Below are 21659 nucleotides of genomic sequence, written 5' to 3'. Positions count from 1 at the left end.
CTCCCAGCCGATGCGCACGTCACAGCGCGATCGCGCGACCCTCCTCGTGGGAGCGGATCGCCGCACGATAGATGTCGTGGGTGAGCGCCGCCTCCTCGGGGCGCGCCGCCCCGAACCGATCGCCGAGGGAGCCGTGCCGCTCGGCGAGGAACACGGCCCACATCTGGAGGATCGTGTCGGAGAACCCGGACTCGAAGTTCGGGCCGGTCACCGTCGGCCACACCGACTGGCTGCCCGCGTCGAGCTGCTGCCACACCTGCTCCCGACCGCCACCCGGGATGTCCCGCACCGCGAACACCTCGACGAGCTTCGGGTTCTTCGTGCTGAACCGGACCCCGCCGTCGAGACCGATCGCCTCGAACTCCCACGTGTTCTTCTGCCCGGGATCGATGCGCTTCGTCTCGGTCGTCAGTGGGAAACGGACGCCGTCGTGGGTCGCCCAGCTGTGCAGCACCGCGTTGTCCCAGGTGTCGCACGGCACGAGCGAACCGTCGGGGCCCGGACGCTCGGTGACGATGTTCTGCAGCACCCCGTACACGCTCTCGGGTGCCCAGCCGAGCCGCAGCGGCACGTGCCAGGTGTGCATCCCGAGGTCGTTCATCACGCCGGCCTCACCGCAGAACTGCGTCTGGCGCTTCCAGTTGATCTGCTTGCCCCGATCGATGTCGCTCGAGTGCAGGAAACTGTTGCGCGCCTCGACGATCGTGCCGAGCGCCCCGGACCGCACATAGTCGATCGCCAGCTGCGCTCCCGGGAAGAACGGCATCTCACTCGAACACCGGACGAAACTCTCCGGGTGCTCGGCCATCGCCGCGAGGACGGACTGCGCGGCCGCCGCGTCGATCCCGAAGGGCTTCTCCGCCAGCAGGCCCTTCCCGGCGCGGATGACGTCCGTGTAGATCTGCTCGTGCAGGTCGTGACGCACGGCCACGTAGACGACGTCGACTGACGGGTCGGCGAGCAGCTCGTGGTAGTCCGTGGTCTTCGTGACGACCGTGTCGATCTCGTCGAACCAGTCGAGCGCCGCCGGGTTGATGTCGCAGACGGCCGTCAGTCGCGGTCGCACCGGGTGGTCGATGAGCGCCGGCCAGCGCTGGATGGCGGCTGCGATCTCGCGCCCCATGAGTCCGCCGCCGATGATCGCGACGTCGACGCGCTCCGCCGTCGCCCGGTCGGCCGTCACCTGGTCGGCGCTCATGCGCGAGCCGCCTCGAGGATCGCGAGGCCGGCATCGGCGTCGGCGCCGTCGTGCAGCACCGCCATGAGTGCCGCGGTGATGGCCGCCGGGTGCTCGTGCTGGATGATGTTGCGGCCGTAGACGATGCCGCTGACCCCGGCGTCGAGGACGGCGACCGTGCGCTCCAGCAGGGTCCGATCGTCGACGCGACCGCCGCCACGGACGAGGACGGGGACGTCTCCGGCGACCTGCACGACGCGCGCGTACTCGGTGATGTCGCTACTCGGATCGGCCTTGATGAGGTCGGCGCCGAGTTCGACCGCCTGGCGCACGAGGGTGACGATCTTCTCGATGTCGCCGTCGACCTGGTACCCGCCGGCCGTCGTGTTGTCCTGCATGACGAGGGGTTCGATCATGAGCGGCATCCCGTACCGGGTCGCCTCGCGGCGCAGGGCCATGATCGAGCGGATGTTCGCCTCACGGACCTCGGGGTGCTCCGGGATCTGCATGAGGTTGACGCACACGGCGACGGCGTCCAGCCGGACGGCCTCCTCGATCGCGTGCGGCACGTGGTGGCTGTAGAGGATCGAGTCGAGGGGGTTGCCGTAGACGTTCGCGACGTCCGTCCGGAGGACGAGCGCCGGCTTGTCCTTACCGGGGACCTGCTGCAGGAGACGGGCCTGCCCGAGGGTCAGCTGGACGGCGTCCGGGCCCGCGGCGACGAGCGTGCGGACGACCTCGCCCATGTCCTCGATGCCGGTGATGAACGAACGCTCGCCGAAGAACCCGTGGTCGACGGCGACGTCGAGCGCGCGACCGGATCGGGCGTTGAAGAGACGATTGAGGCGGTACAGCGACATTGCGGCGGCTCCTGATCGTGACGGGGAGGGTTTCCGAATCGTCCCTCGGTGTGTCACAGTAGTGGCCTGAGACAACGTTGTCTAGCTTGCGTCGGGTCAGCCCGGGGCGAAGAACGGAGGGTCCATGGGCGAGATCGTCGTCGCCGGTCACATCTGCGTCGACCTGTCGCCGGGGCTGAGCGCGAGCGCACGCATCGATCCGGGCGCCCTCATCGACACCGGCCCGCTCCGCATCTCCCTCGGTGGCTGCGTCGCGAACACCGGTCTCGCCCTCGCCGATCTCGGGAGTACGGTCCGCCTGCACGCGACCGTCGGCGACGACGAGCTCGGCGCGATCGTCGCCTCACGCATTGCGGCGCACGACCGGCTCCACCCGGCGCTCGAGGTCACCGACCGGGCCGCGACCTCCTACAGCGTCGTCGTCGAGCCCGCCGGCCTCGACCGGACCTTCTGGCACCACACGGGCGCGAACGAGGTGTTCACCGGCGAGCACCTGGCCGTCGGCGACGCGGACCTGGTCCACCTCGGCTATCCCCCGCTGCTCCCCGGGGTCGTCGCCGACGACGCGGCGCCCCTCGCGACGCTGCTCGAACGGATCCACCGACACGGCGCCACCACGTCCATGGACCTCGCCGTCGTCGACCCCACGAGCGCCGTCGGCCATCTGGACTGGGAGGCGATCCTCCGGCGCACCCTGCCGCTGACCGACGTCGTGAGTCCGAGCGTCGACGACCTGCGTTCGGCGCTCGGCACGCTCCGCCTCCCGGCCGGGACCAGCGCATCACCGCTGGCCCTAGCGGCGGCGTTCGCGGACCTCCTGCTCGCCTGGGGCGCCGGCGTCGTGGCGATCTCGGCCGGCGAGGACGGTCTGCTCCTCCGGGCCGCCGGCGTCGACCGCCTGCGACTGAGCGGACGGATGCTCGCACCGCTCGCCGAGGCCTGGGCCGACGTCGACCTCGTCGCGCCGCCCGTCGCCGCACCCGCGTTCGTGTCGACCAACGGCGCCGGGGACGCGTCGACCGCCGGCCTGCTGTTCGCGATGTCACGCGGTGCAGCACCGGCGGAAGCGGCCGAGCTCGCGGGCGCGAGTGCCGCTGCGACGATCGCGGGACGCCGGCCGACGGCGGCTGAGATCACCCGACTGCGCCCCGGACTCAACGGCCTCTTCGCTGCCGCGGGCGCGGGCGAGCCGGTCGTGTGACCCCCCATACGCCAGGATGGTGAGCATGCGCAGCTCCCGACCCCCGACCATGAACGACGTCGCCGCGGCGGCCGGGGTCGGGCTGAAGACGGTGTCACGGTATGTGAACGGCGCGACGAACATCAACCAGGAGCTGTCGGAACGGATCGGCGCGGCGATCGAGGCCCTCGGCTACCGGCACAACCTGGCGGCCGCGAGCATCCGGCCCGGACGGTCGAGCAAGGTCATCGGGCTCATCATCAGCGACCTGGCGAACCCCTACTACTCGGTGCTGGCACGCTCGGTGGAGCGCGTGTGCACGGAACACGGCTACCTGCTGATGTCGGCGAGCTCCGAGGAGGACGCCGACCGGCACCGCCTCCTCGTCGACCGGCTCGTCGCGCAGCGCGTGGACGGCCTCGTCGTCGTGCCGCCACGCCAAGCGACGACGGCCTGGGCCACGAGCACGATCGTGCACGTCCCGATGGTGCTCGTCGACCGACCGACCGGGCCACTCGAGTCGGTCGAGGCGCACACGGTGCTCGCCGACAACGCGGGCGGAGCGACCCGGGCGACCGCGGCCATGCTCGCCGCGGGCGCACGACGGGTCGCGTTCCTCGGCGACTCACTCGAGTTGTACACGATGCGCGAGCGACTGGCCGGCTACCACCGGGCGCTCGCCAAGGCCGACCTCGGCGGCGCGGCGGGGACGGGCCCGATCGAGCCGATCGTCTCCGACGGCGCCCACTCCGTCGAGGACGCTGCGGCGGTCGTGACGGGGTTCCTGGCGACGGGCGAGGTGGACGCCGTGTTCGCCGCGAACAACCGGGCCGCGATCGGGGCGGTACAGGCGTTCGCGACGGCCGGGCGACGGCTTCCGCTCGTCGGGTTCGACGACTTCGAGGCGGCACCGCTCGTGTCGCCACCGGTGTCCGTGGTGGCGCAGGACGTGGCGCTCATGGGCCGCGTGGCGGCGGAGACCCTCCTGGCACTGATCGCCGGCGAGGCGGGCCCGCCCGTGACCCACACACTGGACGTGCGTCTGGAGCTGCGCGGGTCCGAGCGCTGACGCACTTCGACAGGCTCAGAGACCGGAAGGGGTGCTCAGGGACCGGAAGGGTACGTGAGGCCGTGGCCGAAGCGGAAGAGCGGGTCCTCGGTGTCGTAGGGGACGTCGGACCGACTCGCCTCGACGGCCGCCATCGAGCGCGGCAGGTCGAACGGCAGCCGGCCCTCCGGCAGCGCCTGACCGAAGACGACGTCGAGGAACGCCGCGTCACTGCCGCCGAAGCTCGCGACGAGCGCCGCGACCGCGTCCACCACCCCGGTGAGGATCGCCGGTCGGTCGAGGTGCATGTCGAGCACGGTCGGCACCGCGAGCGCGAGCGCCCGCAACCGCTCGACCTCGTCGGCCGGGATGTCGAGCGAGCCGGCGTGGAACATGGCCTCGAAGCCGCCGGGCCGCGGTTCGTACGGCGTCTGCATGCGCACGAGGGCGACGTCCGCCGAAGCCGGATCCGCGACGACCTCGCCGTACGCGGCGGCGACCTCGGGATCGACGCCCTCCACATACAACCGCGGACGCGGCGAGCGCACCGGCAGCGTCTCCTCCACGTTCGTCAGGACGGTGAACGCGTGGCGCTGTGCGGCCTCGCCGGCGGCGACGAAGTCCGCGCGCCCGACGATGCCGCTCGCGGCGCCCGCGTCGACGTACGGCTGCTCGAAGAGCCCGAGCACGAACTTCTCGCGCAGCAGTCGACGCACCGAGGCGTCGATGCGATCCTCGGTGATGCGCCCCTGTTCGACGAGTTCGACGACGAGCTCGGGTCGGGCCTCGCCACCGAACTGGTCGCAACCGGCCTGCAGGATGCGCTCGACCCGGGACAGCTCGTCCAGGTGCTCCAGGCCCCAGGCCCGCGCGGGCATGTCCTGCCCCATGATCGACGTGTCGGTGACGAGTCCCCAGTCGGTGCAGACGATGCCTGCGAACCCGAGCTCCTCGCAGAGGAGCCCGGTGATGATCCCGTGGTTGAAGGCGAACGCGACCTCCTCGTGCTCGGTCCCGACGGGCATCCCGTAATACGGCATCATCTGCGCGGCACCGGCGGCGATCGCGGCGCGGAACGGGATGAGGTGGTAGTCGAAGTTGTCGCCGGGGTACACCTGTTCGCGCCCGTAGGCGAAGTGCGGGTCCTCCCCGTCGAGCTGTGGCCCACCGCCGGGGAAGTGCTTCGTCATCGTGGAGACCGACTGCGGCCCGAGTTCGGCGCCCTGGAAGCCTCGGATGTAGCCCGCGACGAGTTCGGCACTGAGCTCGGCGTCCTCACCGAAGGTGCCGCCGATGCGCGACCAGCGCGGTTCGGTCGCGAGGTCGACCTGCGGGTGGAGCGCCAGCCGGATCCCGACGGCGAGATACTCCTGCCTCACGGTGTCGGCGAACGCCTCGACGAGGTCGGCCGATCCGATCGCCGCGAGGCCGAGCGTCTCGGGCCACTGCGAGAACGCGCCGGCACGGGCCGCCGTCCCCACGTTGTCGGTGAAGTGGTTGCGCGGGTCGGTCGACAGCGTGACGGGGATGCCGAGTCGCGTGCGCGAGGCGCGCTCCTGCAGGGCGTTGGTCCACTCGGCGAGGGCCGTCGTGTCGGGCGCGGTGCCGAGGACGTTGAAGTGGGACATGAGCTGCTCGCCGATCATGTGCTCGCCGCTCGCGAGTCCCATGTGCGGGTTCGCCTCGTCGATGGGGCCCGGGGCGATCATCGTCTGGAAGAGCATGCCGGCCTTCTCGGCGACGGTCATCCGTCCGAGGAGGTCCTCCACCCGGTCCTCCACCGGCAGGCTCGCGTCGCGGTAGGGCAGCGCCGGTTCATGCTCGCTCATGGGTGGTCCGTTTCTCGTCGGTGAGTGGGGCGGCGTCGGGATCACCCGGGCTCAGGCGAGCCGGAAGCGAAAACCGAACTCCATTCGGGAACGGAGTGTGACTCCAGTATGCCCGCTGACGAGGATCACGCAAGACTCAGCCGGCGTGGTTCCCCACGGCGCGCAGCCCGTCGGCCAGCCAGTCCAGCGACGGGGAGACGCCGGGTGCGACCGGATGGCGATTGAGGTGGCCATGGAGGACGCCCGGCTCGAGCCGACTACGGACGGGTGCACCGGCCGCCTCCGACGCCGCGACGAGCAGCTCCCCCGACGGCCGGAGGTCGTCGAACTCCGAGAGCAGGACCGACAGCGGCGGGCGGTCCGGGGTCACGGGGACGATTCCCGGCAGGGCGAGCTCGGGCACGTCGTCGAGTCGACCGACGTAGTTCTCGACCATCCAGTCGATCGACTCGGTCGGGAACCGCATGAAGTCCGGGAGGACCGCCATCTCGGCCAGGACGTCCGACGGCAAGGCGGGCACGACCGCGTGCAGGAACGGGTAGGCCAGCAGCACGGCGTCCGCACGACGATCGCTGCGGAGTGAGGCGGCGAGCGCGAGGGCCGCTCCGGCGCTGGCCCCACCGATGGCCGTCCGCGCACCGGGAACGGTCGACCGCTCATCGTCGAGCTGCTCCCAGACCGCGAGCACGTCGTCGAGCGGCACCGGGTATCGCGTCGTGCCGTCCGCCAGGCGGTAGTCGACGGAGACGACCTCGGCAGCCGATCGCGCCGCCAGTTCGGCGCTCACGACGTGCGCCTCCGGCCAGTCGAGCGTCCCCGACGCGAAGCCGCCGCCGTGCACCCAGAGGAGCGCGACGCCACTGGGATCGGCCGGGACGTAGCGTCGGATCGGGACCGCACCGTGCGGACCGTCGATGACCTCGTCGGTGATCACCACATCACTCGGCGGGCTCCACGGCCCGTCGTCGCCGTACGCGATGAGTCGTTCTTGGAACGCCTCGTCGAGCGCTCCGCCGGCGGCGGCGCGATCGGCGTTGGAGAACCCGTCGAAGAGGCTCAGGCGGTCGCGGTAGTACGGATCGAGTGACATGCGCCGAGCCTACCCAGCCGACTCGGTCGACTCGGTCGGCTCAGACCGCGACGCCGCCGACGCGCTGGAGGTAGACGTCGATGGCGTCCCGGCTCTCCTGGATGCAGCCGAGCTTCGCATCCAGTCGCTCGCGATGCTCGAGCAACCGCTCCAGCACCTCCGCCGAGGGCGTCACCTGGTAGATCGTGTCGTCGTCCTCGAAGCAGGGCAGGACCTGGAGGATGAGCGCGGTCGGCATGCCGACGGCGATCAGCTCGCGGATGCGCTGCACCTTCGCGACGAGGTGGTCCCCGTACTCGCGGTACCCGTTCGGGCAGCGGGTCGGGCGCAGCAACCCCTGTTCCTCGTAGTACCGGAGCAGCCGCGGCGTGCTCCCGGTGGCCGCCGCCAGTTCGCCGATGCGCATGCAAGACCCCTTCGACCGAGTTGTGTCCTCATGCAGCAGCGGCCGGCGCAGGACGGATATTCCCGGAGCATCCTCGTCGGCTTGACCCTGCCACCAGTGGCAGGCCGGGAGACTCACCGACATGACCACCGACAGCGTGCGCACGGCACGATCCACGACCCCTCCAACCACCCGAACCCGCTCTCCCCTCACGACCGCGCTGCTCCTCGCCGCCGTCGGATTCGTGACGCTCCTCACCGAGGTGCTCCCGGCCGGGGTCCTCCCCGCGATGGCCGCCGACCTGGGCGTGTCGGAGTCGATCGCGGGCCAGAGCGTCGCCGTCTTCGCACTCGGCTGTATCGTCGCCGCGATCCCGATCAGCCGTGCGCTCGCGAGACTCGACCGCCGGACGGTCGTGCTGCTCGCCCTGATCGTCTCGGCGCTCGCGAACGCCGGCACGGCCGTCGCGCCCGACCTGCTCACGCATCTCGCGACCCGGTTCGTCGCGGGGCTCGTGGCCGGCGTCGTCTGGGCGATGCTCCCGGGGTACACGCGCGGGTTCACCACCCCGGAGCGGTTCGGCTCCACACTCGGCATCGTGCTGTCAGGTGCCACGCTCGGCTTCGCGCTCGGCGTCCCGGCCGGCGCGGTCCTCGGTGAGGGGTTCGGTTGGCGCACGGTGTTCGGGATCGTCGCCGCCGCCACCGCGCTCCTCGGCGTCATCGCGGTCGTCGTCGCTCCCCGCGTGGCAGGCAGCGCCCCCGGGCGTTCGACACGCATGGGTGCGGCGCTCCGCATCCCCGCGGTCGTCACGATCCTCGTGGCCCTCGCCGTCTGCATCATCGGCCAGAACATCGCGTACACCTACCTCGCACCGGTCCTGTCCGCCCGCGGCACGCCCGTGCCGCTCGGGGTGCTCCTCGCCACCTTCGGTGTGGCGTCGGTCGTCGGGACCCTCGGCGCCGGACGGCTGGCGAACCTGCGCCTCGGGACGACCATCCTCACGGCCGCCCTCCTCGGGACCGTCGGCCTCGCCGTCGTGGCCTGGGATCCCCCGGTCGTCGTCCTCCTCATCGCAGCGGCAGGCTGGGGGCTCGCCTTCGGCGCCTACTCCGTGCTCTTCCAGGTGGCGATCGCGCGGGTCGCCGGGAACGCCGCGGACGCGGCCCAGTCGGCGCTCGTCACGGTGTGGAACTGCTCGATCGCCACCGGCGGGGCGGTCGGCGGGATCATCCTCGGCACCTGGGGTGCGTCCCTGCTCCTCCCGGCTGCGGCCGCGCTGACCATCGTCGCCATCCCCCTCTGCGCCGTGATCGCACGCGCCGTCCGCCGCGGGTGAACGACGGAGGACCCGGCACGCCGCAGCCGGGTCCTCCTAGACTCGATGCGATGCCCGTCCCGTTCCTGCACTCGCCGAACATCCTGTTCGACACGGTCGTGGAGCGCACGGAACGGCTGTCCCCCGGCTTCGTCCGCCTCACCCTCGCCGGTGCCTCGCTCGTCGACTTCGCCCCGTACGAGCGGGACCAGCGGATCAAGATCCTGCTGCCGGGAGACGACGGCGCGTACCCGGACGGACTCCACGACGGCCTGCCGGAGCACGCGTGGCGGCGCGCCTGGCGAGCGCTCCCACCGGCGGACCGCCCGGTGATGCGCAGCTACACCGCCCACCGCGTCAGGCCGGCGCAGCAGGAGGTCGACCTCGACGTGTTCATCCACGAGCCGGCCGGTCCGGCGAGTCGTTGGGCGCTCGGGGCGCGGCCGGGCGACCGGTTGCTCGTCTCGGGGCCGGACGTCCGTCGCGGCGACCCGACGCACGGTGTCCAGTGGGCGCCCGGTACCGCGACGACCGTGCTCATCGCCGCCGACGAGACGGCCTTCCCCGCCATCCACGGGATCCTGCGCTCCCTCGACGAGGACGTCCGCGCGCACGTCCTCCTCGAGCTCGGCGATTCCGCCGACACCGCCCTGCTCGGGCCACTGCTCGAACGTCACACGGTCGAGGTCCATGAACGGGCCGGGCGGCCGGGCGGTGACGCGCTCGTTGCCGGCATCGAGCAGTGGCTCCATCTGCACGGGTCGTCGGCGGCGACACTGGGCACTGACTTCGCCGCCTGGCTGGTGACCGAGAGCACCCGGATCCCCCTCCTGCGCGCTGCGACGACCGACCACGGGATCGATGCCGAGCGCGTGCACGGGCAGGGCTACTGGAACGCTCGCCCCAGAACCACGCCCGAATGAAGGTTATGCTTGCCTTACTCGGTCGCGTCCGTCGCGGCCCGTTCGAAAGGTGATCCGTGCCCCTCCCCCTCGCCCATCGTCGACGTCTCGTCGCCGTCGCCGCCCTCTCCATCGCCGCCCTCGGCCTCTCCGCCTGCAGCAGCTCGAGCGCCTCGACCCCCTCGGACACCGCGACGAGCGCGACCCACGTCATGGAGCACGCCCACGGCGAGACCAGCATCCCCGACGCACCCAAGCGGGTCGTCGTCCTCGAACCCGTGCAGCTCGACACGACCGTCGCGCTCGGCATCACCCCGGTGGGCGCAGCGGTGCTGAACGAGACCGCCGGCGTCCCCGCCTACCTCGGCGAGGAGGCCGCCGACATCCCCACCGTCGGGACCGTGGCGGAGCCGAACGTGCAGCTGATCGCCGCCGCGAAGCCCGACCTCATCATCGGCACCGAGTCACGGCACTCCGCCCTGTACGACCAGTTGTCCGAGATCGCGCCGACCGTGTTCATGGCGACGCAGACCGATCCCTGGCGCGACAACGTGCAGTTCGTCGCCGAGGCACTCGGTGACCCGGACGGCGCGGACGAACTCCTCGACGCCTACGACGCACGCTGCGCGGAGATCGCGAAGGAGCACGACACCGCCGGCAAGACGGCACAGCTGATCCGCCCGCGCGACGGCGTCCTCACGCTCTACGGCCCCACCTCCTTCGCCGGCAGCACCCTCGAATGCGCCGGGTTCACGACGCCCGAACACGCCTGGGAGGACATCTCCCTCGACCTCTCCCCCGAGCGCGTACTCGAGGCGAAGGCCGACCAGGTCTTCGTGACGAGCGTCGACCCCGACGACACCTCGACACTGCCGGCCTCCCTCACCGCGAACTCGGACGCCTTCCCCGAGCTGCACCTCGTCGACCAGTCCTTCTGGATCACCGGCGTCGGCCCCCTCGGCGGCATGGCCGTCCTCGACGACCTCGACCGGCTGCTCTCCGACGGGTCGTGACGAAGCCGACCGCGATCCTGACCGCCCGCGACACCTCGGTGAGCGGGCGGGCGCCGCAGCGACACCGTTTGCTCGTCGGACTGCTCGCGGGCGTCGCGGCGCTCGCGGTCGCCGTCCTCCTGTCGCTGTTCGTCGGCGCGAACCCGATCGCACCGGATGACGTCCGTGCCGCGCTCCTCGGCACGGGCTCGGACGAGGCGGACTTCGTCGTGTGGGATCAGCGGGTGCCGCGCACGGTCGCGGCGCTGGCCGTCGGCGCGGCCCTGGGCGTCGCTGGCGCGCTCATGCAGGCGTTCACCCGGAACCCGCTCGCCGACCCCGGCATCCTCGGGGTCAACGCCGGGGCAGGCTTCGCGGTCGCCGTCGGCCTGGCGTTCCTCGGCGTCCGGGCGCCGGGCGACATCGCCTGGCTCGCGTGCGGCGGGGCGCTCGTCGTCACCCTCGTCGTGTACGCGATCGGTTCGGGCGGGCGCGAGCAGTCCTCCACCGCTCGCCTCACCGTCACGGGTGTCGCCTTCGGCGCCGTGCTCGCCGGGCTGACGACGGGGATCGCGATCACGCACCCCGACGCGTTCGACCGGATGCGCGGCTGGAACGCCGGCAGCCTGCTCGAACGCGACCTCGGTGTCGTCGTGCCGGTCCTCCCCTTCCTCGCCGTGGGGCTCGTCCTGGCCGCGGCGAGCGCGCGGAGCCTCAACGCGATCGCCCTCGGCCCGGACGTCGCCAGAGCACAGGGCGTCAGCGTCACGCGCAGTCGCATCCTGGTGCTCGCCGCGGTGACGCTGCTCGCCGGCGGCGCCACCGCGATCGCCGGGCCGATCGCCTTCGTCGGCCTCGTCGTACCCCACCTCGTGCGCTGGTCGGTCGGCAGTGATCAGCGACGCATCCTCGGGGGTTCGGTCCTCGTCGGCTGCGTCCTCGTGCTGTGCTCCGACGTCGTCGGACGGATCGCGGTGCTCCCGGGCGAGATGCCCGTCGGGCTCGTGACCGCGTTCGTCGGGGCGCCCGTCCTCATCGCGCTCGCCCGACGCAGAACGGCCTCGGGCCTGTGAGCACGACGCGGGAACGGGAGACCGCACGTCCGATCACCGGGCGCCGACCGGCACGACGGACCCTTGTCGTCTGCGCCACCGCACTCCTGGCGATCGTCGTCGCGGCGATCGCCGGTCTCGCGCTCGGCGACTACCCGCTGACCACCGAGGAGGTGATCGGCGTCCTCACCGGACGCGTCGACGGCCTGGCCCGCACGGTCGTGCTGGACTGGCGCCTGCCCCGGGTCCTCGCGGCGATCGGATTCGGTGCAGCGCTCGGTGTCTCGGGAGCGATCTTCCAGACCCTCACCTGGAATCCACTGGCGAGCCCCGACATCATCGGCCTCGCGAACGGTTCGTTCACCGGGATGCTCGTCGCGCTCCTCCTCCTCGGCGGCAGCTGGCCGGCGTTGATGGCCGGGTCGTTGCTCGGCGGTCTGGCTGCCGCGGTCGCGATCTTCCTGCTGGCACTCCGCCAGGGCTTGTCGGGGTTCCGGTTCATCGTCGTGGGCATCGGCGTCTCGGCCATGCTCGCGGCATGCAACAGCTGGCTGTTGCTCCGGGCCGACCTCGATGTCGCGCTCTTCGCGGCGGCCTGGGGCGCGGGGACGCTCAACACCGCGACCGCGACCGTCGTGTGGCCGGCACTCGCATGCCTCGTGGCGCTCTTCGCGGTCATGCCGTTCGCCGCCCGTCCGCTCCGCCAGCTCGAACTCGGTGACGATGTGGCCGCCGCGACCGGGGTGCGCCTCACCCGCGAACGCGCCATCCTCATCGGCCTCGCGGTCGCGCTGGTGAGCGCGGTGACCGCCGTCGCCGGCCCGATCGCCTTCATCGCCCTGGCCGCTCCGCAGATCGCACGCCGACTGACCCGCTCGCCGGGGATCCCGCTGGTCGCGACGGGGCTCGTCGGCGGCGTCCTGCTCCTCGCGTCCGACCTCGTGGCCCAGCATCTGATCCCGCTGACGGTCCCGGTCGGCGTCGTCACCGTGGTCGTCGGCGGGCTGTACCTCACGCAGTTGCTGCTCCGCGAGCGGCGGCACTGAAGGTCGGGTCCGAACCACTCAGCGGGCGTCGTCGAGCTCCAGCAGTTCGCCGACCGTGCAGTCGAGCACCCGGCAGATCGCCGTCAGGGTCGAGAACCGGATCGCCTTCGCGCGGTCGTTCTTCAGCACCGAGAGGTTCACCACACTCACCCCGACGAGCTCGCTGAGCCGGGCGAGGGTGAGCCCACGGTCGGCGAGCAACCGGTCGAGGTTGCAGTGCACACCGGTCGCGACGTCCTCCTCGGGCGTCGGCACCATCAGACGAGTCCCTCGGTGTCGGCGCGCAGGCGCTCACCGGCGCGGAAGGCGATCGCGAGGCCGCCGACCGCCATGGCGACGAAGAACGGGATCCAGGTGAGCGGATACGGGGTCCCCTCGACGGCCCCGTCGGTCGCGACAGCGAGCGCGCCGTTCGAGGCCATCGTGCCGAACCAGGTGTCCGCGATCCACCCGCAGAGGATGGCGATCGAGGCGATCGAGAGCAGCCGTGCGTTCCCGGGTGCGAAGGCATCGCCACGCAGCAGACGGCGGAAGAAGCGGAACGCGCAGACGATGACCACGAGGTTCGCGATCGCCGGCAGGATCGCGGCGAGCAGCACACACACGAAGGTCGCCACCGGGAGGTCGGCGACGACGACCGAGCCCTGGTCGATCGTGAAGGCGCCGGTTCCTGCCGCACCCGGCAGGACCGTGTCGACGGCGTCGAAGAACACGGGCACCCGGGTCCCGTCGGTGCCGAAGACGTCGAGCAGCCGGAGGACGAGCATGACGACGACGGCCCCCGCCGCGACGACGGCGGCACCGAGCACGGACACGAGGTCGTTGCGGGTGGAGCGCTGGGTCTTCGCAGCCTGCCAGGCCGCGTGGTCGAAGCCGGACGGCGTCGGGCGATCGGTGGACTCGGTCATGATCATCACATCCATATCGATTGTCGTTGGTATCGATAAACGATATGCCGAGATCGATCAGAACGCAAGAGCGGGCGGAGAGCAGGTCCACCCGGCCGGATCACCCTGCTGATGACTCGTCGAGCGCGTCGAGCTCCCGCAGCGCCGCCTCGGCGCGCCCGAGTCGATCGGCCTCCGGCTCCTCCCACCATTTCGGGCCGCGTTCACCGAGCCCGTGCTTGGCGAGGCCGACCCGGCGGCGGGCAGCAGCGACCGCGTCGTCATCGCCTGCCCGCTTCGCGACGCCGACGCCGGAGCGCCCGCGGCCGAGGTGGGACTGGAGGGACGCGACGAGTTCCGACGGCAGACTCGGATCCGTCCGGCGCCAGCGTCTACCGTTCACGACGAACCAGTGGTCGTCCTCCCCCGGCCCGTCGTCCGATCGTGGCGTCACGGGTGCCTCCTGGAGACGACACAGGGCCCGGCCCACCGCGAACGCGGACGAGACCGGACCCTCGAGGTCATGATGGCGCGATCAGCCGTTCTTGACGGCGTCGAGCACGCCCGCCCAGCCGAAGGCGGAGATGGCGTCGGCGAAGGTCGAGTCACCGCGCCCCTCGCCGATCTGCTTGCCCGAGGCGTCGCGGACGACGACCGTGTGGTCCTTCTCGGCCTCGGTGCCGTTGCCCTCCTCGATGAAGTCGATGTGGATCTCGCTGTCACCGAGGGTGCCGGTGACCGTGGTCGTGGCGTCCTGCTCGGTGGTCTTCGTCGTGAGGAACGGACCGCCGCCAAGTGCCGCGAGCGCCTCGTTGATCTGGTTCGTGAGCGATGAGGTGTTCATGTGTCTCTCCCTACGGTGATGAAGAGTCCAGGCTAGTGAGCGGACCCGGGAACGGCGGGAGCATGGCGCTCGTGCACGAGATGTGCGATGGGGCGACCGGAGACGGCGACAGGACACGTCGGCCGGACTCGCCACAGGAGCAGAAGATCCGCCTCACGTCAACGGTCGGCGCCATCCAGGTGCGGTCGGAGCCACGAGTCGTAGGCTGCGAGCCACGCAGACCGGCACCCCGACACCGACGGGCCGGTCGACGAGACGAAGGAGACCCCATGGCCGGAGACACCGACCCCTACACGACCCTCAACAAGCTGCTCGCGGACTTCCGCTTCGCGATGCTCACCACGGTGGACCTCGACGGCAAGCTCGTCGCCCACCCGCTCACCGTCCAGGAGCGCGAGTTCGACGGCGACCTGTGGTTCATCGTCGGCAAGGACGCCTCCGCCGTGCAGCAGCTCGACGTCAACCCGAACGCCGGCGTCACGCTGAGCTCGGACAGTTCGTGGGTGTCGCTCGCCGGCACCGCCGAACTCGTCGAGGACCACGCCAAGCTGGAAGAGTTGTGGAACAGCGTCGTCGAGGCATGGTTCCCGGACGGCCCCTCCGACCCGCGCGTCGGTCTGCTCAAGTTCTCGGCCGACAGCGCCGAGTACTGGGACAGCCCCGGCGGCAAGATCGCGACCGCCGTCGCGTTCGTGAAGTCCAAGGTCACCGGCGAGACCTACGACGGCGGCGACAACGCGAAGCTCGACCTGTAACGAGCGGTCGCCTGAACACGTTCAGGCACGTTCGTCCGCCAGGACACCGGCGAGGATGCGGGCCGCTTCATCGAAGCGGCCCGCATCCTCGCCGGAGTAGTTGACTCTCAAATAGGGCCCCGCGGGTTCCGCAGGGAACCACTCGGTGCCGTCCGAGACGATGAGCCCGCGGCTCTCGCAGGTGCGGACCACGCGCGGCACATCGGTGCCCTCCGGGAGCCGCAGCCACAGGTTCAGTCCACCGAGCGGCAGCCGCTCGAGGTGCGCCGTCGGGGCGTGCTCGCGCAGACTCGCGACCAGCAGGTCCCGTCGAGCACGGAGGAGCGGTCGCAGACCGCGGAGGTGCGACCGCCACCCGGGCTGGGTGACGACGTCGAGGGCGGCGGCCTGCAGGACCCCGCTGATGTACATCGACTCGGCGGCCAGGTCGGCCAGGATCCGGTCGTGGGCCGGGCCCCGGGCGATGACGGCGGCGACGCGCAACGCGGGCGAGACGCTCTTGGTCAGCGACCGCAGGTAGATGACGTGGCCGTCGTCGTCGAGCGCGGCGAGCGGCCGGGCATCGACGTCGATCGCGAGATCGTGGGCCCAGTCGTCCTCGACGAGGAACGCGCCGTGTCGCCGGACGATCTCGATGATCGCGACCCCCGTCTCCGGCGACCAACGACCTCCGGTCGGATTCGCGAAGGTCGGCTGTGCGTAGAACGCCCGCGCACCGGTGTCCTGGAACGCGCGCTCGACGACGTCCGGGTCCGGTCCGTCGGGACCGGTCGGCACCGGGACCAGCGTCACGCCCGCCTGCTCGGCCGCGAGGATCGCGCCCCAGTAGCTCGGCGACTCGATGAGCATCGGCTGCCCAGGGCCGACGAGTGCCCGGAAGATCGAGCTGAGTCCACTCTGACTGCCGGAGATCACGATGACGTCCCGGGCGGTCGGCGGCGCGACCCCGGGCGGTGCGGCTGCCGCGAGGTCGGCTGCGAACCACGCCTGGAGCTCCGGCGAGCCGGCCGCCGGCGATCGGGTCATCGCCACGTCGGTGCGGGCGGCGCGCGCGAGCGCGGCGCGGACCAGCCGTTCAGGCAACAGTTCTCGGGCGGGGTATCCGGAGTGCATCGCGATCGCGGCGGGTGCGACCGACCGTTGCGCCGAGGACAGCGCGCCAGAGCGCCACGGGAGCGCGCCGAGCGCAGCGGTCTGCCAGCCGTAGTCCACCGACCGCGCCGGACGAGCCGCCCGCACGAAGGTGCCGACGCCCGGCCGACTCTCGATGAGCCCTCGCCCGGCGAGCTGGCGCATCGCGTTCTGGACGGTGACGGGGCTCGCTGCGAACTCGGCGGTCAACGCCCGGTTGGAGGGCACGCGTGCACCCGGAGGAGCCGCTGCGATCCAAGCGGTCATGGCGGCGACGATCCGCCCGGTGCTATCGTTATCCATGAGTCCACAGAGTAGCGTTATCGCTACACCGACGCGAGTGTTATCCCCCAGCGGGCTCGGCTGGGGTGCCCTCGGCGTCCTGGCGTTCTCCCTCACGGTCCCCGTCACCAAGGTCGCCCTCGTCGGCCTCTCGCCGCTCTTCATCGGTTCCGGGCGCGCGGTCGTCGCAGCCCTGCTCGCCGCGATCACCCTCGCCACCCTGCGAGCGCGGCGACCGACCGGTGTGCAGTGGGCGCGCGTCGCGATCGTCGCCGGCGGCGTCGTCGTCGGGTTCCCGCTCCTGACCTCCTTCGCGCTGACCACCGCTCCCGCCGGTCACAGCGCCGTGGTGATCGGCCTCCTCCCGGCGGCGACGGCGGTCGCCGCCGTCCTCCGGGGCGGCGAGCGGCCGACGCGTCGCTTCTGGATCTTCGCCGGCTCGGGCGCGGTCGCGGCGATGGTCTTCGCCTCGGTGCAGCACGGCGGCCTGGCCCCGATGGCCTGGTCGGACCTCCTCCTGCTCGGCGCCGTCGTCGCAGCCGCGATCGGCTACGCGGAGGGCGGACTGCTCGCACGGGAGCTGGGCTCCTGGCAGACCATCTCCTGGGCGCTCGTCGTGGCATCACCGCTCATGGTCGCCCTCACGGCACTCGCGGTCGTCCAGCAGCCGCCGACCGCAGCCATCGGCAGCTGGCTGGCGTTCGGCTACCTCGGCGTCGTGAGCATGTTCCTCGGCTTCTTCGCCTGGTATCGCGGACTCGCGATCGGCCCGATCGCCCGGGTCAGCCAGATCCAACTCGTCCAGCCGGTGCTGAGCATCGTCTGGGCGGCCCTCATCCTCCGCGAGCGACTCGACTGGGCCACCGTGCTCGGCGGGCTCGCGGTCATCCTGTGCGCCGGCCTCGCCGTCCGCACCCGTCTCGACCGGAAGTGACCCCACCATGCGCCACACCCCCACCTACCTGATGACCGACGTCGACGAGGTCAAGCGCCTCATCCGCAACCACCCGTGGGCGACGTTCGTCTCGCCTGCGAGCACCGGTCTCGTCGCCTCCCACTACCCGGCGATCCTCGAGGAGGACCGGGACGAGCTGTCGATCGTCAGCCACTTCGGCCGACCGGACGAGCGCTCGCACGAGCTCGGCGAGCACGAGATCCTCGTCATCATCCAGGGACCGCACGACTACGTCTCGCCGAGCTGGTACCCCGAGGGCCAGCTGATCCCGACCTGGAACCACGTCACCGCGCACCTGTACGGCACGCCCGAGGTCCTGAGCGAGGACGAGAACTACGAGATGCTCTCGCGACTCACCGACCACTTCGAGGACCATCGACCGGACGGCCGCCACCTGTCCCAGGACGAGGCCGGCACCCGGCGCGCAGCGAAGGGCACGGTCGGCCTGCGCATGCGTGTCAGGCGGTTCGACGCCCGCGCGAAGCTCAGTCAGAACAAGGCGCCCGAGGTGGTCGACGACATCACCGCGCACCTTGCGGAGCGGAATCCGGCACTGGCCGAGGAGATGCGCCGTCAGCAGGATCGGCCGCCGGCGAGGCAGTGACCCGACGGGCACCGATGCGACCGCGGGCGTCGCTCACAAGCACGAGGGCGACGCCCGCCGCGCTGAGCAGGAACCCGCCGGCCGTCAGGAGCGTGAACGGCTCCCGGAACAGGAGCGCACCCACGACGGCGGTCGTCGGCGCGACGAGGAACAGGAGCGCGTTGAGGACCGTGACCCCGATGCGACGCAGCAGCCACCAGTAGAGCCCGTAGGCCGAGAGCGTCGGGACGAGCGCGAGGAAGAGCGTCGTCAGCCAGAAGGTCGCGCCGCCTGGCGGCACCGCCTCACCCGTCGCGAGGGCGAGCACCGCGAGGAGCACCATGGTCGCCGTCGCGTGGACGGTCAGCGTGAGGAGGACCGGGGATCGGTGCAGCGAGCGCCGTTCGAGGATCGTCGCGGTGATGAGGCTGGCCATGGCGAGTGCGGGCAGGGCGTAGGCGATCGGCGGCGCGTCCGAGGCGCCGAACTGGGACTGCACGATGAGGAACACCCCGACCGCGCCGATCCCGAGTCCCAGCCACTGGGCACCCGGCACCCGCACGTGCAGCAGCGGTCCGGCGAGCGCCGCGATGACGAGCGGCTGGACGGCGTCGATGAGCGCGGTCGTCCCGGTCGAGATGCCCACGGCGACCGAGGCGTAGACGAACACGACGTAGCCGAACTGCGCGAACAGGCCGATGACGAGCTGCGAGCGCAGCTGAGCCCGGGTGGCGTTCCGCCACTGCCCGCTCAGCACCAGCACGATCGCGAGCCCCACGGCGAGCGGGACGAACCGCCAGAGGAGCACGGTGAGCACCGGCACGTCCTCGGTTCCGATCTTCGCGACGATGAACCCGGAGCTCCACGCGAGGACGAACCCGATCGCCGCGAGGGGGACGATGACGGCACGGATCATCCGCGCCACAGGTATACCGATCTGTCTACTCATCCCCGCAGTATACAGACTGGTATAGTTTTCGCATGACGGCCGACACTCCAGAGCTCGCACCCCTCACGCCGGGCGCCCGACGCGTGCTCGACGCCGCCTCCGTGCTCTTCTACGAGAACGGCATCCACGCGGTCGGCGTCGACACCATCGCGGAGGCGGCCGGGGTCACGAAGAAGACGCTCTACGACCGTTTCGGCAGCAAGGAGGCCCTCGTGCTCTCCTACCTGCAGCATCGCGACGCGCGCTGGCGCATCTGGGTCGACGAGTTCCTCGCCCGGCATCCGGAACCCGGGATCGACCGGGTCCTCGCGATCTTCGACGCGGCGATCGGCTGGTCGGACGACAACAGCCCCAAGGGGTGCAGTGCCGTCAACGCACGCGCGGAGATCCCCGACCACGCGACGAGCGGCCTCGTGCTCCCCGAGGTCACCCGGCAGAAACAGTGGCTGCTCGAACGCTTCGCCGAGCTCATCACCGAAGCCGGCCTGTCGGACGCCGGAGCGCGCGCCCGCGAACTCATGTTGCTCTACGAGGGCGCGATCGTGACGGTCGGGATGCGCACCTTCCGCGAACCGTTCGAGACCGCCCGCGCGATCGCCGGTCGACTCCTGGCCGCCTGACCGGAGCCGGGCGCGGCCTGTCGGCGACCACTCGACATCGCGTAGGGTCTCGGGATGGACTTCACCGACGACGCCACCGCCACCGACCGCATCGCCATCGTCACCGGGGTCGGGCGCCGCCGCTCGATCGGCGCGGGACTCGCCACCGGTCTCGCCGCGGACGGCTGGAACCTCGTCCTCAACGCCTGGCGACCCTACGACGACCGCGTGGGCTACGAGCGGACCCCCGACGACCCCGAGTCGATCGCCGACGAGTGCCGTGCGCTCGGTGTGACCGTCGAGCTCGTGCTCGGTGACCTCGCAGACCCGGCGTTCCCGGCCGAACTCGTCGAGCGCGCGGCGCAGCTGGGGCCCGTGTCGGGGCTCGTCATGTCGCACTGCGAGTCGGTCGACAGCTCGATCCTCACGACGGACCTCGACAGCTGGGACCGCCACTTCGCCGTGAACGCGCGGGCGACGTGGCTCCTCATCAAAGCCTTCGCCGAACAGCTCCCGGTGCAGGAGACGCCGCCCCGGGTGGCCGGTCGCATCGTCGCGCTCACGAGCGACCACACCGTGCACAACCTGCCCTACGGGGCCAGCAAGGGTGCGCTCGACCGCATCGTGACGGCCGCGGCGGTGGAGCTGGGCGACCGCGGGGTGCGGGCGAACGTCATCAACCCGGGTCCGATCGACACGGGCTGGATGACCGACGACATCCGCCGCTGGGGAGCCGAGGCGACGCCCGCCGGCCGACTCGGCACGCCGTCCGACACCGCCGACCTCGTGCGCTTCCTGTTCTCGCCTGCAGGCTCCTGGATCAACGGCCAGGTGCTCTCGAGCAACGGCGGATTCAACGTCGGTTAGGAACGCGTCCACCCGTCGACCTGCGCGCGGACACCGGCGATGTCGGCCGGCATGACGCGACAACAGCCGCCGACGACCGTCGCCCCGGCCTCCAGCCAGGCCTCCACCTCGCCGACCCCGGCGGCTCCACGCCAACAGCGGGCGTCGGCGTCCCAGCGCTCGCCCGAGTTCGGGTAGACCACCACCGCCTTGTCCGTCACGGACCGCGCAGCGGCGATGGCCGGGAGGACCTCGTCCGGGTGCGAGCAGTTGACACCCACCGCCTGGAACTCGTCGATCCCGTCGACCAGTCGGAAGCCCTCCGCCATCGGCTCGCCCGAGCGGAGACGACCACCCTCCACCGTGAACGACAACCACGCAGGCACTCCCGAACCCCGCACGAGCTCAGCGAGCGCCGTCGCCTCGTCGAGCGTCGGAATGGTCTCGAGGGCGAGGAAATCGGGGGCCGCGTCGACCAGTACGGCCAGACGCCGCTCGTGCCACCGCCGGAGCTCGGTCCGGCTGAGACCGGAGGAACCCTCGTACTCCGAGCCGTCGCCGAGCGTCGCGCCGTACGGACCGACCGACGCGGCGACGAGGAGCGGGCCGTCGGGGTCCGATTCGGCCCGCGTGTCGCGCGCCCCACGCGCCAGCTCGACGCTCGACCGCAGGAGCCGTTCGGTCTCCGGAACCGAGATGCCGATCCGATCGAACGCCTCGAAGCCGACCTGGTACGACGCCGTGATCGCGATCTGCGCACCCGCGGCGAAGAACTCCTGATGAGCATCCTGAATCGCCCCAGGATCGTGCGCGAGCAGCGCGGCGCTCCAGAGCACGGTGGACACGTCTCGGCCGCGCGCCTCGAGCAGCGTCCCGAGACCGCCGTCGACCGTCCAGATGCCGCGCCTCAGGTCCATACGTCCCATTGTGCTCGCGTCGCAACCCGATG

At 71.4% G+C, this 21659-nt stretch carries 24 protein-coding genes; 12 read left to right on the top strand and 12 right to left on the bottom strand.

Translation table 11 applies throughout. The features are described from left to right. Positions 1-19: 19 nt before the first annotated feature. Positions 20-1198, bottom strand: coding sequence for a Gfo/Idh/MocA family protein (locus RWN05_RS14450; protein ID WP_079002918.1), 1179 nt, complete (start codon positions 1196-1198; stop codon positions 20-22). After that, positions 1195-2037 (bottom strand): class I fructose-bisphosphate aldolase, encoded by an 843-nt coding sequence (locus RWN05_RS14445; protein ID WP_064294740.1) that lies wholly within the window; start codon positions 2035-2037, stop codon positions 1195-1197. Before RWN05_RS14445 ends, RWN05_RS14450 begins: the two co-directional genes overlap by 4 nt. A 124-nt stretch (positions 2038-2161) precedes the next feature. On the opposite strand from RWN05_RS14445, the gene RWN05_RS14440 reads away from it, so the two are divergent. Together RWN05_RS14440 and RWN05_RS14435 are read left to right on the top strand one after the other, a co-directional pair. Beyond that, a complete protein-coding gene (locus tag RWN05_RS14440; RefSeq protein WP_079002919.1) occupies positions 2162-3238 on the top strand; it encodes a carbohydrate kinase family protein in 1077 nt (358 codons plus the stop codon). Positions 3239-3263: 25 nt separating this feature from the next. Then, positions 3264-4286, top strand: a complete 1023-nt coding sequence (locus RWN05_RS14435) for a LacI family DNA-binding transcriptional regulator (protein ID WP_079002920.1) — start codon at positions 3264-3266, stop codon at positions 4284-4286. Between the two features lie 35 nt (positions 4287-4321). On the opposite strand, the gene RWN05_RS14430 is transcribed toward RWN05_RS14435, so the two are convergent. The 3 genes from RWN05_RS14430 to RWN05_RS14420 all read right to left on the bottom strand — a co-directional run bounded on the left by RWN05_RS14430 (position 4322) and on the right by RWN05_RS14420 (position 7590). After that, on the bottom strand, positions 4322-6094 hold the full coding sequence (locus RWN05_RS14430) for a glycoside hydrolase family 3 N-terminal domain-containing protein (RefSeq protein ID WP_314140040.1): 1773 nt from the start codon (positions 6092-6094) through the stop codon (positions 4322-4324). Between the two features lie 136 nt (positions 6095-6230). Next, complete coding sequence (locus RWN05_RS14425; RefSeq protein WP_314140039.1) at positions 6231-7184, bottom strand: alpha/beta hydrolase; 954 nt, start codon at positions 7182-7184, stop codon at positions 6231-6233. 40 nt (positions 7185-7224) lie between these two features. After that, positions 7225-7590, bottom strand: coding sequence for a MerR family transcriptional regulator (locus tag RWN05_RS14420; protein WP_064294735.1), 366 nt, complete (start codon positions 7588-7590; stop codon positions 7225-7227). A 121-nt stretch (positions 7591-7711) separates the two neighbouring features. Between RWN05_RS14420 and RWN05_RS14415 the strand changes: the two genes are divergently transcribed. From RWN05_RS14415 to RWN05_RS14395, 5 genes are read left to right on the top strand one after another with little or no spacing between them, the layout of a single operon-like run. Then, the gene (locus tag RWN05_RS14415; protein ID WP_314140037.1) at positions 7712-8908 is read left to right on the top strand and encodes an MFS transporter; all 1197 of its coding nucleotides are present in this window, start codon (positions 7712-7714) and stop codon (positions 8906-8908) included. A gap of 50 nt (positions 8909-8958) precedes the next feature. Further along, on the top strand, positions 8959-9810 hold the full coding sequence (locus RWN05_RS14410) for a siderophore-interacting protein (RefSeq protein ID WP_079002924.1): 852 nt from the start codon (positions 8959-8961) through the stop codon (positions 9808-9810). Positions 9811-9866: 56 nt separating this feature from the next. Beyond that, positions 9867-10802, top strand: a complete 936-nt coding sequence (locus RWN05_RS14405; protein ID WP_079002925.1) for an iron-siderophore ABC transporter substrate-binding protein — start codon at positions 9867-9869, stop codon at positions 10800-10802. Then, positions 10799-11854 carry an iron ABC transporter permease gene (locus RWN05_RS14400; protein WP_199687303.1) on the top strand — a complete coding sequence of 352 codons (1056 nt, stop codon included), beginning with the start codon at positions 10799-10801 and terminating at the stop codon, positions 11852-11854. Before RWN05_RS14405 ends, RWN05_RS14400 begins: the two co-directional genes overlap by 4 nt. Next, positions 11851-12879 carry an iron chelate uptake ABC transporter family permease subunit gene (locus tag RWN05_RS14395; protein ID WP_314140035.1) on the top strand — a complete coding sequence of 343 codons (1029 nt, stop codon included), beginning with the start codon at positions 11851-11853 and terminating at the stop codon, positions 12877-12879. The genes RWN05_RS14400 and RWN05_RS14395 overlap by 4 nt, the downstream gene beginning before the upstream one ends. 18 nt (positions 12880-12897) lie before the next feature. Here RWN05_RS14395 and RWN05_RS14390 read toward each other — a convergent pair whose 3' ends face one another. The 4 genes from RWN05_RS14390 to RWN05_RS14375 form a co-directional block, all read right to left on the bottom strand. After that, positions 12898-13137, bottom strand: coding sequence for a helix-turn-helix transcriptional regulator (locus RWN05_RS14390; protein ID WP_079002926.1), 240 nt, complete (start codon positions 13135-13137; stop codon positions 12898-12900). Continuing rightward, a complete protein-coding gene (locus RWN05_RS14385; RefSeq protein ID WP_139205314.1) occupies positions 13137-13787 on the bottom strand; it encodes a DUF2975 domain-containing protein in 651 nt (216 codons plus the stop codon). Before RWN05_RS14385 ends, RWN05_RS14390 begins: the two co-directional genes overlap by 1 nt. Positions 13788-13887: 100 nt before the next feature. Next, positions 13888-14220, bottom strand: coding sequence for a biopolymer transporter Tol (locus RWN05_RS14380; protein ID WP_079002927.1), 333 nt, complete (start codon positions 14218-14220; stop codon positions 13888-13890). Positions 14221-14301: 81 nt separating this feature from the next. Beyond that, positions 14302-14610, bottom strand: a complete 309-nt coding sequence (locus RWN05_RS14375) for a hypothetical protein (protein WP_064294727.1) — start codon at positions 14608-14610, stop codon at positions 14302-14304. 269 nt (positions 14611-14879) lie between these two features. Between RWN05_RS14375 and RWN05_RS14370 the strand changes: the two genes are divergently transcribed. Next, positions 14880-15365 carry a pyridoxamine 5'-phosphate oxidase family protein gene (locus tag RWN05_RS14370; protein ID WP_064294726.1) on the top strand — a complete coding sequence of 162 codons (486 nt, stop codon included), beginning with the start codon at positions 14880-14882 and terminating at the stop codon, positions 15363-15365. Positions 15366-15386: 21 nt separating this feature from the next. Here RWN05_RS14370 and RWN05_RS14365 read toward each other — a convergent pair whose 3' ends face one another. Beyond that, positions 15387-16799 (bottom strand): PLP-dependent aminotransferase family protein, encoded by a 1413-nt coding sequence (locus tag RWN05_RS14365; RefSeq protein ID WP_079002928.1) that lies wholly within the window; start codon positions 16797-16799, stop codon positions 15387-15389. On the opposite strand from RWN05_RS14365, the gene RWN05_RS14360 reads away from it, so the two are divergent. Further along, positions 16798-17712, top strand: a complete 915-nt coding sequence (locus tag RWN05_RS14360) for a DMT family transporter (RefSeq protein WP_079002929.1) — start codon at positions 16798-16800, stop codon at positions 17710-17712. The genes RWN05_RS14365 and RWN05_RS14360 overlap by 2 nt on opposite strands. A 7-nt stretch (positions 17713-17719) precedes the next feature. Next, positions 17720-18337, top strand: coding sequence for an FMN-binding negative transcriptional regulator (locus tag RWN05_RS14355; RefSeq protein WP_079002930.1), 618 nt, complete (start codon positions 17720-17722; stop codon positions 18335-18337). On the opposite strand, the gene RWN05_RS14350 is transcribed toward RWN05_RS14355, so the two are convergent. Continuing rightward, positions 18255-19265 carry a DMT family transporter gene (locus tag RWN05_RS14350; protein WP_314140031.1) on the bottom strand — a complete coding sequence of 337 codons (1011 nt, stop codon included), beginning with the start codon at positions 19263-19265 and terminating at the stop codon, positions 18255-18257. The two genes, RWN05_RS14355 and RWN05_RS14350, sit on opposite strands and share 83 nt — an antisense overlap. Positions 19266-19297: 32 nt before the next feature. Between RWN05_RS14350 and RWN05_RS14345 the strand changes: the two genes are divergently transcribed. Both RWN05_RS14345 and RWN05_RS14340 read left to right on the top strand, forming a co-directional pair. Further along, positions 19298-19885, top strand: a complete 588-nt coding sequence (locus RWN05_RS14345; protein WP_079002932.1) for a TetR/AcrR family transcriptional regulator — start codon at positions 19298-19300, stop codon at positions 19883-19885. Between the two features lie 54 nt (positions 19886-19939). Further along, positions 19940-20731 carry an SDR family oxidoreductase gene (locus RWN05_RS14340; RefSeq protein WP_314140030.1) on the top strand — a complete coding sequence of 264 codons (792 nt, stop codon included), beginning with the start codon at positions 19940-19942 and terminating at the stop codon, positions 20729-20731. On the opposite strand, the gene mmuM is transcribed toward RWN05_RS14340, so the two are convergent. Continuing rightward, positions 20728-21627, bottom strand: coding sequence for a homocysteine S-methyltransferase (gene mmuM / locus RWN05_RS14335; protein ID WP_240555506.1), 900 nt, complete (start codon positions 21625-21627; stop codon positions 20728-20730). The two genes, RWN05_RS14340 and mmuM, sit on opposite strands and share 4 nt — an antisense overlap. Positions 21628-21659: the final 32 nt, after the last annotated feature.

Origin of the sequence: uncultured Plantibacter sp. (assembly GCF_963518075.1) — a bacterium.
Classification (GTDB): Bacteria; Actinomycetota; Actinomycetes; order Actinomycetales; family Microbacteriaceae; genus Plantibacter; species Plantibacter flavus_A.
This window is presented reverse-complemented; position numbering and strand designations above follow the sequence as displayed.

Bases quoted from the DNA above. Each gene is read 5' to 3' on its own strand.
- RWN05_RS14415 (WP_314140037.1), top strand. From the start codon at position 7,712: ATGACCACCGACAGCGTGCGCACGGCACGATCCACGACCCCTCCAACC.
- RWN05_RS14410 (WP_079002924.1), top strand. From the start codon at position 8,959: ATGCCCGTCCCGTTCCTGCACTCGCCGAACATCCTGTTCGACACGGTC.
- RWN05_RS14375 (WP_064294727.1), bottom strand. From the start codon at position 14,610: ATGAACACCTCATCGCTCACGAACCAGATCAACGAGGCGCTCGCGGCA.
- RWN05_RS14445 (WP_064294740.1), bottom strand. From the start codon at position 2,037: ATGTCGCTGTACCGCCTCAATCGTCTCTTCAACGCCCGATCCGGTCGC.
- RWN05_RS14350 (WP_314140031.1), bottom strand. From the start codon at position 19,265: ATGAGTAGACAGATCGGTATACCTGTGGCGCGGATGATCCGTGCCGTC.
- RWN05_RS14390 (WP_079002926.1), bottom strand. From the start codon at position 13,137: ATGGTGCCGACGCCCGAGGAGGACGTCGCGACCGGTGTGCACTGCAAC.
- RWN05_RS14365 (WP_079002928.1), bottom strand. From the start codon at position 16,799: ATGGATAACGATAGCACCGGGCGGATCGTCGCCGCCATGACCGCTTGG.
- RWN05_RS14345 (WP_079002932.1), top strand. From the start codon at position 19,298: ATGACGGCCGACACTCCAGAGCTCGCACCCCTCACGCCGGGCGCCCGA.
- RWN05_RS14355 (WP_079002930.1), top strand. From the start codon at position 17,720: ATGCGCCACACCCCCACCTACCTGATGACCGACGTCGACGAGGTCAAG.
- RWN05_RS14440 (WP_079002919.1), top strand. From the start codon at position 2,162: ATGGGCGAGATCGTCGTCGCCGGTCACATCTGCGTCGACCTGTCGCCG.
- RWN05_RS14360 (WP_079002929.1), top strand. From the start codon at position 16,798: ATGAGTCCACAGAGTAGCGTTATCGCTACACCGACGCGAGTGTTATCC.
- RWN05_RS14385 (WP_139205314.1), bottom strand. From the start codon at position 13,787: ATGACCGAGTCCACCGATCGCCCGACGCCGTCCGGCTTCGACCACGCG.
- RWN05_RS14370 (WP_064294726.1), top strand. From the start codon at position 14,880: ATGGCCGGAGACACCGACCCCTACACGACCCTCAACAAGCTGCTCGCG.
- RWN05_RS14420 (WP_064294735.1), bottom strand. From the start codon at position 7,590: ATGCGCATCGGCGAACTGGCGGCGGCCACCGGGAGCACGCCGCGGCTG.
- RWN05_RS14340 (WP_314140030.1), top strand. From the start codon at position 19,940: ATGGACTTCACCGACGACGCCACCGCCACCGACCGCATCGCCATCGTC.
- mmuM (WP_240555506.1), bottom strand. From the start codon at position 21,627: ATGGACCTGAGGCGCGGCATCTGGACGGTCGACGGCGGTCTCGGGACG.
- RWN05_RS14435 (WP_079002920.1), top strand. From the start codon at position 3,264: ATGCGCAGCTCCCGACCCCCGACCATGAACGACGTCGCCGCGGCGGCC.
- RWN05_RS14430 (WP_314140040.1), bottom strand. From the start codon at position 6,094: ATGAGCGAGCATGAACCGGCGCTGCCCTACCGCGACGCGAGCCTGCCG.
- RWN05_RS14450 (WP_079002918.1), bottom strand. From the start codon at position 1,198: ATGAGCGCCGACCAGGTGACGGCCGACCGGGCGACGGCGGAGCGCGTC.
- RWN05_RS14425 (WP_314140039.1), bottom strand. From the start codon at position 7,184: ATGTCACTCGATCCGTACTACCGCGACCGCCTGAGCCTCTTCGACGGG.